12 protein-coding genes are annotated in these 12668 nt (G+C 59.3%); 4 read left to right on the top strand and 8 right to left on the bottom strand.

Translation table 11 applies throughout. The features are described from left to right. Nucleotides 1-50 precede the first annotated feature (50 nt). Complete coding sequence (locus tag EAV92_RS04705) at nucleotides 51-524, bottom strand: YhjD family protein (RefSeq protein ID WP_123039985.1); 474 nt, start codon at nucleotides 522-524, stop codon at nucleotides 51-53. Continuing rightward, nucleotides 521-1792 (bottom strand): DNA polymerase IV, encoded by a 1272-nt coding sequence (locus EAV92_RS04700; protein WP_123039984.1) that lies wholly within the window; start codon nucleotides 1790-1792, stop codon nucleotides 521-523. The genes EAV92_RS04705 and EAV92_RS04700 overlap by 4 nt, the downstream gene beginning before the upstream one ends. Before the next feature lie 176 nt (nucleotides 1793-1968). Here EAV92_RS04700 and EAV92_RS04695 point away from each other — a divergent pair, with 176 nt between their 5' ends. After that, nucleotides 1969-2646: an SOS response-associated peptidase gene (locus EAV92_RS04695; protein WP_123039983.1), complete on the top strand. Its 678-nt coding sequence runs from the start codon at nucleotides 1969-1971 to the stop codon at nucleotides 2644-2646. An 83-nt stretch (nucleotides 2647-2729) separates the two neighbouring features. Here the strand turns inward: EAV92_RS04695 and EAV92_RS04690 are convergent, their stop codons facing one another. The 5 genes from EAV92_RS04690 to EAV92_RS04670 all read right to left on the bottom strand — a co-directional run bounded on the left by EAV92_RS04690 (nucleotide 2730) and on the right by EAV92_RS04670 (nucleotide 8253). Continuing rightward, nucleotides 2730-4160, bottom strand: a complete 1431-nt coding sequence (locus tag EAV92_RS04690; protein ID WP_241158443.1) for an NAD-dependent malic enzyme — start codon at nucleotides 4158-4160, stop codon at nucleotides 2730-2732. Between the two features lie 42 nt (nucleotides 4161-4202). Further along, on the bottom strand, nucleotides 4203-5729 hold the full coding sequence (locus tag EAV92_RS04685) for a tripartite tricarboxylate transporter permease (protein WP_123039982.1): 1527 nt from the start codon (nucleotides 5727-5729) through the stop codon (nucleotides 4203-4205). A gap of 12 nt (nucleotides 5730-5741) precedes the next feature. Continuing rightward, complete coding sequence (locus tag EAV92_RS04680; protein ID WP_123039981.1) at nucleotides 5742-6206, bottom strand: tripartite tricarboxylate transporter TctB family protein; 465 nt, start codon at nucleotides 6204-6206, stop codon at nucleotides 5742-5744. Nucleotides 6207-6276: 70 nt separating this feature from the next. Continuing rightward, nucleotides 6277-7341: a Bug family tripartite tricarboxylate transporter substrate binding protein gene (locus tag EAV92_RS04675; RefSeq protein WP_123043577.1), complete on the bottom strand. Its 1065-nt coding sequence runs from the start codon at nucleotides 7339-7341 to the stop codon at nucleotides 6277-6279. A 219-nt stretch (nucleotides 7342-7560) separates the two neighbouring features. Continuing rightward, nucleotides 7561-8253, bottom strand: a complete 693-nt coding sequence (locus EAV92_RS04670) for a TerC family protein (RefSeq protein WP_123039980.1) — start codon at nucleotides 8251-8253, stop codon at nucleotides 7561-7563. 267 nt (nucleotides 8254-8520) lie between these two features. On the opposite strand from EAV92_RS04670, the gene EAV92_RS04665 reads away from it, so the two are divergent. The 3 genes from EAV92_RS04665 to EAV92_RS04655 all read left to right on the top strand — a co-directional run bounded on the left by EAV92_RS04665 (nucleotide 8521) and on the right by EAV92_RS04655 (nucleotide 12158). After that, entirely contained in the window at nucleotides 8521-10098 is a 1578-nt protein-coding gene (locus EAV92_RS04665) for an ATP-binding protein (RefSeq protein ID WP_123039979.1), read from the top strand. A 13-nt stretch (nucleotides 10099-10111) separates the two neighbouring features. Next, nucleotides 10112-10822, top strand: coding sequence for a response regulator (locus EAV92_RS04660; protein ID WP_123039978.1), 711 nt, complete (start codon nucleotides 10112-10114; stop codon nucleotides 10820-10822). Nucleotides 10823-10997: 175 nt separating this feature from the next. After that, nucleotides 10998-12158: an MFS transporter gene (locus tag EAV92_RS04655; RefSeq protein ID WP_123039977.1), complete on the top strand. Its 1161-nt coding sequence runs from the start codon at nucleotides 10998-11000 to the stop codon at nucleotides 12156-12158. A gap of 79 nt (nucleotides 12159-12237) precedes the next feature. On the opposite strand, the gene EAV92_RS04650 is transcribed toward EAV92_RS04655, so the two are convergent. Next, nucleotides 12238-12531: a stage VI sporulation protein F gene (locus EAV92_RS04650; RefSeq protein ID WP_123039976.1), complete on the bottom strand. Its 294-nt coding sequence runs from the start codon at nucleotides 12529-12531 to the stop codon at nucleotides 12238-12240. Nucleotides 12532-12668: the final 137 nt, after the last annotated feature.

The raw sequence follows: 12668 nt of genomic DNA, 5'->3' as shown, positions 1-12668 counted from the left end.
ACGGGACATCCCGGCGCAGCCCGCCGCGGTGTCCCGTTTCGCGTTCAAGTTTACTTCCCGTAGTCCTTCAAAAGGGCGGCTATTTCGCTGATATAGTTCGTCAGCCTGACGCTGATTTCCGACCGCATCACCTCGCGGACCATCCCGAAACGGTCTTCGTACCCCCGGCAGACGAACCGGTGATACACGACCATATCCGCCTGCTCGTCGTTCAAAATCTTGATATTGCGCCGGCTCAGCTCGCGCTTTACCTGGTACATATCCTTGGTGACCCGGTTCATGATTAACTGCGTCAACGCGGCGAATACCTTCTTCATCACGTTCGTCGAATGCTGGACCTCTTCCAAACTGTTTTGGAGGATGGTCAAAAGATGCGGCAGCAGGACGTAATCCCGGATCATTTTCAGCTCTTCCGGCGTGGCCTGGCCTGCGGGTTTCGCATCGTTCCGCGACTCATATTGCTCTTGATGTTCGGTCAACAGCATTTTCGACTGCCAGCGTACGTTTCCCTCGAGTTTACTCACCGATAATGACCTCCGATCTGGGCTGCTCTCTCGCGGGCTACGCCCGACTCCAGCAAGGAAGACGCACGCATGATGGCGGCATCGCCGAATCGATCCTTGATCGAATCCGTGGCCCGTTCCAGGTTGTACACCGTCGTCCGGTCCTCGAACAGCGTGAGCTGATACGTGTCGTCATCGGAAAGTTGCGTGAGCGAAATGAAAAGGCGGCTGATCGGCATCCCCCGCCAATGCTGCACGAACAATTGACGCGCGGCGGCGGCCACCTCGTGGGTGAGCGACGTCGCATGCGGCAGCGTCGTTTGCCGCCCGAACGAGAGCATCCGCTCCCCGTCGGTTTCCACGGCGCCGACCGACACGACCCGGCCTTGCTTGCCCAGGCGGCGCGCCCGGCGGCAGACTTCGACGACGAGCTCAAGGAGCACCACCTCGACGTCGGCCAATTTGCGATAAAGGCGGGCGCGCAGCGCTTTGCCGTGGCTGACGGATTGCAAAGCGCCGCGAACCGAGGACACCACCGGACTGGGATCGATGCCCCGCGCCGTCTGCCAGTAGTATTCGGCTTGGATATCCGATTGTTTGCCCATTTCCTTCCGCATTTTCCGCTTAAATTCGCCGAGCTCGAGCCGGGCGATGTCGCCGATCGTCCGCAAGCCCATCCGCCAAAAATGACGGGTCATTCTGGAGCCCACCATGAACATTTTGTCGACGGACAGCGGCCAGAGTTCGGTCTCGATATTGCCGTCATCAAGCTTAAAGATGCCCTCCGAACGCTTCTTCGCGAAGTTGTCCGTCGCCATTTTGGCGAGTATTTTCGTCGGTCCCACGCCGACCCGCGACCACACGCCGGTGGACAAAAGCACCTTCGTCTGGATCTGATGCGCGAGGGATTCCGCGTCTCCCCTGCCGAGCAGGGAACCCGTCACGTCGAGAAATTGTTCGTCGATCGAGTAGGGCTCCACCAGGTCCGTGAACGATTCGTATATTTCCGTGATGAGCAGGGAAACGGTGATGTAGGTCTGCATCCGGGGGCGTATGACCACGAGATCCGGACACTTGGCGATGGCTTCCCCCACGCGTTCGGCCGTCGTGACGCCGCGGCCTTTCGCGATCGGGCAGGCCGCGAGAATGATGCCCGACTTGCGCTCGGGATCCCCGACGGCTACCGGCTTATCCCGGTATTCCGGGTGAGCGGCTTTCTCGACCGACGCATAAAACGATTGACCGTCGATCAACATGATGGTGCGATCTCGCTGTTTACCGGTCGCCATTGAAACCCCTCCGAACAAATGTTCCCGAGTGATTCTTATTATAATCAGAACGCTTGTTCGTATTCAAGTGGCATTTTCTCCAAAATTGTCGTCCGAAATAACGCCCTCCGGTTCATTCGGCGGCTCGAAACTGGTACAATCGGAAGCATACGAGCCTGGATCGGGGGGTGCGAGACATGTGCGGAAGATACACGATCACCATTACGCTGGAAGAACTGATGATGCGGTATTTCGCGGATTTGCCGGCGACTCCGTTCGAGCTGCCACGCTTTAACGTGGCGCCGACCCAGATGGTGCCCGCCGTGGTCCATGACGGAGAGCGCAACCGGCTGGGCTTGCTCAAATGGGGCCTGATTCCCCCTTGGGCGGAAGAAGAGAAAATCGGCAGCCGCATGATCAACGCCCGCGCCGAGACGCTGGAGGAGAAACCGGCTTACCGGAACGCTTTCCGCCGCAAAAGATGCCTCATCCCCGCTGACGGATTTTACGAGTGGAAAAGCGCTCCGGGCGGCGGCAAACGTCCCTACCGGATCGTCCTCCGGAGCGGCGGCGTCTTCAGCATGGCCGGCTTGTACGAGACGTGGACGGCGCCGGACGGCCGCAAGGTGAGCTCCTTCGCCGTCATCACGACGGAGCCGAATCCGCTGATGGCGGGCATCCACGACCGAATGCCGGTGATCCTGAGGCCCGAGGACGAGCCGCTGTGGCTCGACCGGCAAGTACAGGATCCCGCCCTGCTCAAGCCTTTGCTTGTCCCCTACCCGGCGGCGGAGATGGACGCCTACGAGGTGGACAAGCGCGTCGGCAGTCCCGCCAACGACGACGCCGCGTGCCTGGAGAGGATCACGGGCTGAACGCACCGAATAGCAAAAAAAACGTTCCGGTTTCGGCCTTTCCGCCGATTCCGGAACGTTTTTTTCTTGTTCGAATGCGAAACCTACCGATATTCCCTGGGGATGCGGCGCGCGACGCCCGTGCGGATCGCGGCCTCCACGACGCCGTCGCGGAGCCTCTTCACGACTTCCTGGTTGAAGACGCTCGGAATGATGTACTGCTTGTTGCGCTCTTCGTCCCGGATGACGGAAGCGATCGCTTCCGCGGCGGCCAGCTTCATTTCCTCGTTGATCTCCGAAGCCCTGCAATCCAGCGCCCCCCGGAAAATGCCGGGGAAGCACAGCACGTTGTTGATCTGGTTCGGATAGTCGGAACGCCCCGTGGCGATGACGCCGACGATGTCCTCCGCTTCCTCCGGGGAAATCTCGGGCGTGGGATTCGCCATCGCGAAGACGATCGGATCCCGGGCCATCCGCATGACGTACTCCCGCTTGAGGAGGCCGCCGGCGGACAACCCGATGAACACGTCCGCTCCCTCCAGCGCTTCCCGCAACCCCCCGCTGATCCGCCTCGGGTTCGAATGCTCCGCGTACCAGCGCCACATCGGCTGCGCGTATTCCCGATCGGCCGTCAAGATACCGTCCCGGTCCACGCCGATGATTTCCCCGACGCCGGCGGCCATCAGAATCTTGCTGCAGGCAACGCCCGCCGCCCCGACGCCGCACACGACCACCTTCGCGCTGCCGAGGTCCTTGCCGACCACCTTCAGCGCGTTAATCAAACCCGCGTAAAGTACGACGGCCGTGCCGTGCTGGTCGTCGTGGAAGACCGGAATGTCGAGCTCTTCCCGCAGCCTCTTCTCGATTTCGAAGCAGCGGGGCGACGAGATATCCTCGAGATTGATGCCCCCGAACGCCGGAGCGATGGCCTTGACGTGGCGGATGATTTCTTCCGGATCCTGCGTATCGAGGCAGATCGGAAAGGCGTCGACGCCGGCGAACTGCTTGAACAGCATCGCCTTGCCTTCCATCACCGGCATGGCCGCGTACGGCCCGATGTTGCCGAGACCGAGCACGGCCGTGCCGTCCGACACGACGGCGACCGTATTGCGCTTAACCGTCAGGGCGAACGCTTTGTCCGGGTCTTCGCGGATCGCCATGCAAACGCGGGCGACGTCCGGCGTATAGACCCTGGACAGATCGTCGCGGTTTTGGATCGGCGTTTTGGGCGTGATTTCGATTTTGCCGCCGAGATGCAGCAGGAACGTCCGGTCCGAGACGTTGACGACGCGAATTCCGCTTAATGCCTTCAAGCCGTCCGCGATGCGGTTCGTGTGGCCGTCGTCCGCCACCATGACGGTCAAATCCCGGATCGTCGTATCCCGCCCGGTCTGGATGACGTCGATGGCGACGATATCCCCGCCCGCCTCCGCGACCGCGCTTGCCACCTGGCCGAAATGGATCCGGTCCGTTTGCATTTCAAGCCGGATAATGACGCTTTTGCCGCCGGACATCCGGGCCGTGGTGAGACTCATATAATCGAACCCCTTGTTTGTCGATTGTTCGTACGATGCCGTTTATCCCTCTTCGTTCACGAGCACTTTTTTCCCGCGGAGGCGGAGCAGCATCGGAACGACCAGCCAGAGGACGGCGGCGGCGATGAAGACGGCGGAAATCGGTTTGTGCAGGAAAATCATGAAATCGCCGTTGGAAATCGTCAGCGCCCTGCGCATGTTGTTTTCGATCATCGGCCCGAGCACGAGGCCCAGGACGAGCGGAGCGAGCGGATAATCGTTTTTGGCGAGAAAATACCCGGCGACGCCGCAGCCGATCAGAAGCAGCAGATCGAATGTCGTGTACTGCACGGCGTAAACCCCGAAAACGGAAATCGCGACGATGAGCGGAATCAAATATTTGGGCGGAGTCTCGATGATTTTGGCGAAAACTTTGACGAGCGGCATGTTCAGGATGAGCAGCATGATGTTGCCGATGAACATGCTGGCGATCAAGCCCCAAGCCACTTGAGGATGATCCTGGAACAGAAGCGGTCCCGGCTGCACGTTGTACATGATGAGCGCGCCCATGAGGATCGCCGTCGTGCCGGAACCCGGAATGCCGAGCGTCAGCAGCGGGATCATCGCACCGCCCGCCGCCGCGTTGTTGGCCGATTCCGGCGCCGCCACGCCTTCGATGGCGCCCTGGCCGAATTTGTCCCTGTTTTTGCTGAGCTTTTTCTCCATGATGTAGGAGAAAAACGAAGCCATCGTGGCGCCGGCTCCCGGCAGCACGCCGATGAAAAAGCCGAGCAGCGAGCCGCGGGCGATCGGGGCCGCGCTGTCTTTGAGATCCTGCTTCGTCGGCATGACGCGGGTGATCTTCGCGAGCGTTCCGTCCGTCTGCTCCTTTTCGAGAATGGTTTTGAACACCTCTCCCAGAGCGAACAGGCCGACGGCGATCGTCAGGAATTCCAGTCCCGAATACAGGTAAGGATTATCGTAAGTGAACCGGGCAACCCCGGAAACGTTGTCGATGCCGATGGACGCGAGCAGCAGTCCGAATACGGTCATGATCAGGGCCTTGGTCATCGACTTGCCCGCCAAGCCGCTGACCGCCGCGAGTCCCAGGACCATCAGGGAGAAATATTCGGCGGGTCCGAATTTGATGGCCAGTTCGGACAGCGGACCGGCCAGGAAGATCAAGCCGATCAGCGAAACCAAGCCCGCCGCGAAGGAACCGATCGCGGCGATCGCCAGAGCGGCGCCGGCCCTTCCTTGGCGCGCCATTTGGTAGCCGTCCAGCGTCGTGACGACGGACGAGGACTCTCCCGGCGTATTGAGCAGGATCGACGTGGTGGAGCCTCCGTACATGGCGCCGTAATAGACGCCCGCAAGCAAAATGATGGAGCTGATGGCCGCCTGCTCCGGCCCGAGCCCCGCCGTCATCGAGGCGGTCACCGGGATCAGGAGGGCGACGCCGCTCATGGGACCGATGCCGGGGAGAACGCCGACGGCGGTTCCGATCAGGACGCCGATGAAGGCGAACAACAAGTTATGCCATTGGACCGCGACCGACAAGCCGTGTCCCAAATATTCGAGTGTCTGCATGTTGAACCTCCCTCAGGATAAGCCCAGCCAGCTGGGAAACCCGGGCAGCGAGCCTTTCAGAACTTCGACGAAGACGAAATAAACGACGAGGGTGAACAGCGCGGAGATCACCGCGGAAACCCACAGCTTCCCCTTCTGCATCGTTTGAAAGCCGATGACCAGGAACAGGAAAGTGGAGATCACGTATCCGATATCCTCGAGAAAGTAAGCATAAAGAATCGCGGCGCCCAGGATCACGGAAAAACGCTTGTAGTCCAGCTTCTCCTTCTCGGCTTTGCCGTCCGTCCGGTAACGGAAGGTTTCGTAAAATAATCGGAGGCTGAGAAGGACCAAAATCACGCCCAGGTACATCGGAAAAATGTCGGGCCCTACGTTGCTGCCGTAAGCGCTCTCCGATATTTTCCGGCTTTCGATCACGAACAGCGTGCCGATCGCGAGAAACGCGACGGACGCGAAACGGTCGAACGTTTTGTTCAATTTCGTCCTCTCCTTAGTGGAGCACGGGAGAAGAGCGTCAGCGCTCTTCTCCCGTATCGAGCCCTTATTCTTATTTCGCCATGCCGAGCGCGGTCAGCGTATCTTTGACCAATTTCTCTTGCTCGCCCAGGTACGCGGTGAAGTCCGCGGCGTTCTTGAAGCTGCCGGCCCATGCGTTCGCCGCAAGCTCCTGCTTCCAAACATCGGATTCGGAAAGCTCCTTCATTTTGGCTTCCCAGTAACCTTTGGCTTCCGCGCTCATGTTTTTCGGTCCGAAAATGCCGCGCCAGATGAGGAATTCCGCGTCGACGCCCTGCTCCTTCATCGTCGGGATGTCCTTGAAGTCTCCGCCCAGCCTTTCCGGAGCGGAAACGGCCAGTATGCGGATTTTACCCGCCTTCAAATATTCGCCGAGCGAGGAAACGTCCGTGCCGATCGCCTGGGCGTTGCCGCCGAGCAGCGCGGTCAAGGCTTCGCCGCCCCCGTCGTAGGACAAGTACTTCACCGTCTTCGGGTCGACTCCGTATTTGTAGGCCGGCAGAACCGCGATGATGTGGTCCATCGAGCCCGGAGCCGAACCGCCCGCGATCGTCACGCTTTTGGGGTCCGCTTTCAGGTCGTCCAGCAGCGACTTCAAATCTTTGTACTTGGAATCGGCCGCGACGGCGATGGCGCCGAAGTCTTCCGTAAGTCCGGCCAGCGGCGTGACGTCCTTGTAGCCGAACGGGCTGTTGCCTTCCTTCTTCAGGTTGTTGACCAGAATCGGAGGCGAGCTCACGAACAGCTTGTAATCGTTGCCCGCATCCTCCGCCACGTAAGAGGCAAGGAATACGGCCCCGCCGCCGCCCGGCTTGTTCTCCACCGTAATCGGCTGGTTCACCAGCTTCGTTTCCCCGAGCACTTTGGCGATGGAACGCGCCGTTTTATCCCATCCGCCTCCGGCACCGGAAGGCGCGATGATCTGAATCGGCTTCTTCGGCTTATAGCCTTCCGCCGCGGCGGATTGGCTGGATGCCGGGCTGGATGAAGCGCCTTTCCCCGCGTCTTTATTTCCGCCGCTGCCGCAGGCGGTCAACGCGAATGCCAAGGCCCCCACGATCGCGAATTTCCCGCTTTTCAGCAAACCTTTTTTCATGAAGCGATACACTCCCCGTTTCGGATAATAGGTTGCGCCGCAAATTGAAAGCGCTTTTTTGTTTGCGCTTCCAAGCATATCAGGGCTCCAAATCCGGCGGAAGTTTTCCCGAATATGTTGCATTAATCCGATTAGCGTCATTTCGATCATTTTTTTCACGGACCACGGCGACATGAAAAAAGGGCCGCATCGCGGCCCTTGCTCCTCTAAGCCGAACGGCTAGGAAGCATGTACGGCGGCTTCAGCCGCCTCTTCTTTTTTTGGCGTTTTCTTGCCGAGCGTCGCCCCGATCGCCATCACGAGGACGGCAAGCACGATCGGGATGGCATAGTGGGACAACGGTACGATCTCCAGCCAGCCGCCTGCCGCCTTGTCCTTGAGGGCCATTTCCCCCGAGGTATACCCGAGCAGGCCGGCGCCGAGCACGACCACGATCGGAAACCGCTCCATCCCTTTCATGAGCAGCTTGCTGCCCCACACGATCAGCGGGATGCTCACGGCGAGACCGAGTCCGATCAGCAGCAGGTTTCCGGACGCCGCCCCCGCGACGGCCAGCACGTTGTCCAGGCTCATGACGATATCCGCGGTCACGATCGTTCGGATCGCTTCCCTCACGTTGGATCCGGACTTCAACTTGTCGTCCGCTTCGTCGTTTTTCAGAAGCTTCACCGCGATGTACAGTAACAGAAGCGCGCCGATCAGCTGCACGTAAGGGATTTTGAGCACCCACACCGCCGCGAATGTCAAGACGATCCGCAAGACGATCGCTCCCAGCATCCCCCAGAAGATCGCCTTCTTCTGAAGCCGATCGGGCAAACCCCGGCAAGCCAGCGCGATGACGACCGCGTTATCTCCGCTTAGGACGACGTTAATCATGATAATCTGCGCGAGACCCCACCAAAAAAGTTCCATGGTTCCACCTGCTCCGCTCGTAGTAGAATGGGAATGTCCCATCGGGCCGCGGCTCGGCAGGCTTCGCGAAAATGCCGCCCGAGCCCTCAGCCGTAACAAAGTATACGGGAAGCGTTTTCAGGAGCCTACGTTTTTTTCATATTTTTTATTTGTTCGATATTTTCATCGCGCGAAACCATGGAAGCGGATTCACCCCATTTGATACAATGATAAACACCTCTCGATCAGAAAGCAGGCTGAAGCCCTTTGGAGAAAAACCGGTTCAGGATGCGTCTTCTGACCCAAATCGTGCTGCTCATTTCGGTCGTCGTACTCGTGGGCTTAACGCTTGCCGGAGCCGTGTTCTCCGTCATGCTCAACGATATCCTGACGAGAAACATCGGCCAACAGGCATTGACGGTCGCCAAGCTCGCCGCTTCCGACGACCGGATCGTCCAGGCGTTCAACCTTCCCGATCCGTCCGTCGTCATACAGCCGCTCGCCGAGAAGATCCGCATCCAGTCCGGCGCCAGTTACGTCGTCGTCGGCAATCGGCATGGGATCCGCTATTCCCATGTCGATCCGGACAAAATCGGCAAGGAAATGGTCGGCGGCGATAACGGCCCCGCATTGGCCGGAGAATCGATCGTATCCACGGCAACCGGGACGCTCGGACCCGCCTTGCGCGGCAAAACGCCGGTATTGGACGCCCGAGGCGAGGTCATCGGCGTCGTTTCCGTCGGCTTCCTGCTCGATGACGTGCATGATAGAATCGACGATTACAAGTGGAGAATTTACGGACTCGCGCTCGTCTTGCTTCCCGTAGGACTGGTCGGCGCTTACCTGATCGCCCGGCGGGTCAAGAAACTGATTTTCGGACTCGAGCCGGAGGAGATTTCGCTTCTTTTCAAGGAACGGGAAGCCATATTGGAATCGATCCGGGACGCGATCGTGGCGGTCAATACGGACGAGAAGATCGTCGGCATGAACAAGCGCGCCCGTGAGCTGCTTCGGGACCATGCGCTGGCGGTCGGCGGCACGCTGACGCATGTCCGCCTTCGCGAAGCCTTGAAAGCGGTTGCCCAGTCCGCGAGCGGAATCAGCAACCAGCGCGTCTTTCTGGATTCCGAAATGTACGCCATGAACGTTGCCCCCGTGCTTCAGGACCATCGCGTGCAAGGCGCGGTTTTCACGTTCCGGACGGAGATGGAGATCGAGCAGTTGACGAACGAATTCACCCAAATCAAAGCCTTCTCCGATCAGATGAGAGCCCAAAACCATGAATACCTGAATAAACTGAACACGATTTACGGCTTGCTCGCCTTGGAGCAATACGAGAAAGCGATGCAGCTCATTTCGGGCGAGGTGAAGGAACGTCAGGACATCATCGCTTTCTTGATGACGTCGGTGAAAGAGCCTCTCATCGCCGCCTGCCTGCTGGGAAAAATCAACCGCTCCAAAGAACTGAAGGTCAACCTGGCGATCGATCAGGAAAGCAACTTCAGCCAAATTCCGGCGAACCTCGATATCCATGCGGTCGTGACCATCCTCGGCAACATTATCGACAACGGCATGGAAGCCGCGCGGCAGCAAGGAGCGAACGCCGAAGTGCGGATTTCCTTCACCGACTTGGGGAACGAAATCGTCTTCGATATCGAGGATAACGGTCCCGGCGTTCCCCCGGATAAGGAAACGGCCATATTCATCGAAGGCTACACGTCCAAAGACGGGGAGAACCGCGGACTCGGCCTCGCCATCGTGAAACATGCGCTGAACGCGATCCACGGCCAAATTTTCATCGCCAGAAGCCCGCTCGGAGGCGCGCGTTTTACGGTCGTCATTCCCAAAAACCCAAACCATACCTGAAGGGGGAGTTCGGATGCCAACGGACGTACTGACCGTCATGATCGTGGAAGACGATCCCATCGCGGCGAAAATCGTCGAACAGTTCGCCCACAAAACCGAGCGGTTTCGCGTGATCGCCACCGCGAGCACGGGAGCGCAAGCCACGGAGCTGTTGGAGGCTTACACCCCCGATCTGATCCTGCTCGACGTCTTCCTGCCGGATATGTCGGGCATCGAAGTGCTGCGCAGGACCCGGCAATCGGGGCGAAGCGTCGACTTTGTCCTCATCACCGCGGCCAATGACACCGAGACGGTCAGCCATGCCATGCAAGGCGGAGCGTTCGGATACATCATCAAACCGATCATGATCGACAAATTCACGGCGACCTTGATCCAATACGCCGATTTCCGGGATCAGCTTTCCCTTCAAAAGACGATGGCTCAGGAAGAGGTGGACCGGCTGTTCCGGCCTGCCGACCGCTCCCTTGCCGCCTCCAAGAGCCCGCACGCCGACTCGCCGGCTTTGCCCAAAGGGATCGACAGGCTGACGCTCAAGTCGGTGAGGGAACAAATCCGGAAGCTGGACAAGCCGACCGGCGCCGACGAGTTTTCGGCGTCCACCGGCATGAGCCATTCCACCGTCCGCCGATACTTGGAATATCTGGTTTCCATCGGAGAAGCCAACGTCAAAATCGTCTACGGAACCGTCGGGCGTCCGGAGCGCAAATACGTTTGGAATCCGTAGCTCCCGTACCGTATTCTCAGGGCGCGCCGGATTTCGCTCATACTTTCGATTGTTCGCGTAATCTTCATTTCGATCATATATTTTATGGGCGCCAAGGCTTTGAAACCGCTCTCTGCCGAATCCCTGGGTGATATAATCGGGGCATTCTCCCCCAGGATCAGGCAGGTGCTCCCGGATGCTTCTTTCCAAAATCATCGCCATCGTACTCGGTTTCCAAGTGATGCTGAACATGACGCGGCCCTTGATTTCCCTTTACGGGACGGGACTTGGCGCGGACACGTTCCAGATCGGGCTCCTGACGGCGACCTACGCGTTTTTCCCGCTCGTGCTGGCGATCCCTCTCGGAAGGCTGGCCGACCGCATCGGCGACCGCATTCCCGTTGTCGCCGGGACGCTCGGCATCACAGCCGGCATTGGCCTTCCGTTCGTCTGGGACTCCCTCCCTTCGTTGTATCTCTCCCAGGCAATCGTCGGCGTGACGCAAATTTTGATGAACATTTCGCTGCAAAACATCATCGGAAACGCGGCGACGAAAGACAACCGGGACCACTACTTCAGCATGTTCAGCATGGCCGTGTCGATCGGCGGCGTGCTTGGACCGGTAGCCGGAGGGTACATGGCCGAGCGCGCTTCTTTTCCGTTCGCCTTTCTCGTCGCCGCTTGCGTCGGCCTGATGCCGATCGCGATCTCGTTCTTCCTCCCCGCAACCGTTCGCGGACGCGGGACGGGAGGCGCACCTGACGGCAGCACCCTTGCATTGCTCAAAATGCCGGTGCTGCGCAAAGCGCTTTTCTCCAGCGCGCTCGTACTCTATTCCCGCGACGTTTTCGTCGCCTATTTTCCGCTGCTCGGGCAGCAGTACGGCTTGTCCGCATCGCAAACCGGTTGGATTATCACCGTACAAGGGATCGCCATGATGGCGATCCGGCTTTTCCTGTACCGGCTCACGAGAACGGCCGGGCGAAACGAAGTGCTGCTGGTCTCCATCCTGACCGCCGGACTCTCGTTCCTGCTTGTGCCGCTCACGGAATCCACGGTGCTGCTCGCCTTGATCGCCGTCGTCATGGGAGCGGGTCTCGGCTGCGGGCAGCCGCTGTCGATGACCACCACGTACAACGCTTCGCCCCGGGAACGGACCGGCGAGGTGCTCGGGCTTCGGCTGGCGACCAACCGGCTGTCCCAAATGATCGGACCGCTGTTCTTCGGTCTGTTGGGTTCATGGGCGGGGCTCGTCTCCGTTTTCTACGTCAGCGGAATCTTCCTGGTCGGCGGCGCCTGGGCGGCCCGCCCCTCCCGCGATGACGAGGACGGCAGGGAAGAACCGAAATCCGCCTGAATGGGAAAACGCAAAAACGCCCCGTCATCCGGCTTCGGCCGATGGCGGAGCGTTTTTTTGCGGTTACCGCGGCATTGCGTTATCGGAACATCGCCCACAGTTTGATCAGATGCAAGGTGTTCTGCGGGTCGATCTTCTGCGCGAGTATGAAAGCGACGATCTGCTCTTCCTGAACGTCCGTGAGCGGCTCGTTTAAAATGCGCGAGGCGTTCCTCACCAATTGGCGCACTTTGACCCGATCCTGAAGGTCGTACTTCGTGACCCCTTCCAGCAGCCCCTTGATCCGGTCCCTGATGACCGGGTTTTTCAATTTCAGTTTGACGCGCTCCACCAGTTGAGGCTGGATGCCGAAGTTCTGCCAGCTTGCGCTCATGGCCATTTCCCCACGCCCTTTCCGCCATGGCTTTCGGTTTCATCTTATGCCGAAAAAACGCGGAAGATGAATGGCCAAGGCGGGGACGGGGACGGCGAATAGGACGTGCGCGAAAAGCCGGAAAGGAAAAAAGCGGA

The organism is Cohnella candidum, assembly GCF_003713065.1.
GTDB lineage: Bacteria > Bacillota > Bacilli > Paenibacillales > Paenibacillaceae > Cohnella > Cohnella candidum.
Note: the sequence above shows the minus strand (reverse complement) of the source record. Positions and strands in the feature narration are given on the sequence as shown.

Bases quoted from the DNA above. Each gene is read 5' to 3' on its own strand.
- EAV92_RS04700 (WP_123039984.1), bottom strand. From the start codon at position 1,792: ATGGCGACCGGTAAACAGCGAGATCGCACCATCATGTTGATCGACGGT.
- EAV92_RS04695 (WP_123039983.1), top strand. From the start codon at position 1,969: ATGTGCGGAAGATACACGATCACCATTACGCTGGAAGAACTGATGATG.
- EAV92_RS04690 (WP_241158443.1), bottom strand. From the start codon at position 4,160: ATGAGTCTCACCACGGCCCGGATGTCCGGCGGCAAAAGCGTCATTATC.
- EAV92_RS04685 (WP_123039982.1), bottom strand. From the start codon at position 5,729: ATGCAGACACTCGAATATTTGGGACACGGCTTGTCGGTCGCGGTCCAA.
- EAV92_RS04675 (WP_123043577.1), bottom strand. From the start codon at position 7,341: ATGAAAAAAGGTTTGCTGAAAAGCGGGAAATTCGCGATCGTGGGGGCC.
- EAV92_RS04670 (WP_123039980.1), bottom strand. From the start codon at position 8,253: ATGGAACTTTTTTGGTGGGGTCTCGCGCAGATTATCATGATTAACGTC.
- EAV92_RS04665 (WP_123039979.1), top strand. From the start codon at position 8,521: ATGCGTCTTCTGACCCAAATCGTGCTGCTCATTTCGGTCGTCGTACTC.
- EAV92_RS04660 (WP_123039978.1), top strand. From the start codon at position 10,112: ATGCCAACGGACGTACTGACCGTCATGATCGTGGAAGACGATCCCATC.
- EAV92_RS04655 (WP_123039977.1), top strand. From the start codon at position 10,998: ATGCTTCTTTCCAAAATCATCGCCATCGTACTCGGTTTCCAAGTGATG.
- EAV92_RS04650 (WP_123039976.1), bottom strand. From the start codon at position 12,531: ATGAGCGCAAGCTGGCAGAACTTCGGCATCCAGCCTCAACTGGTGGAG.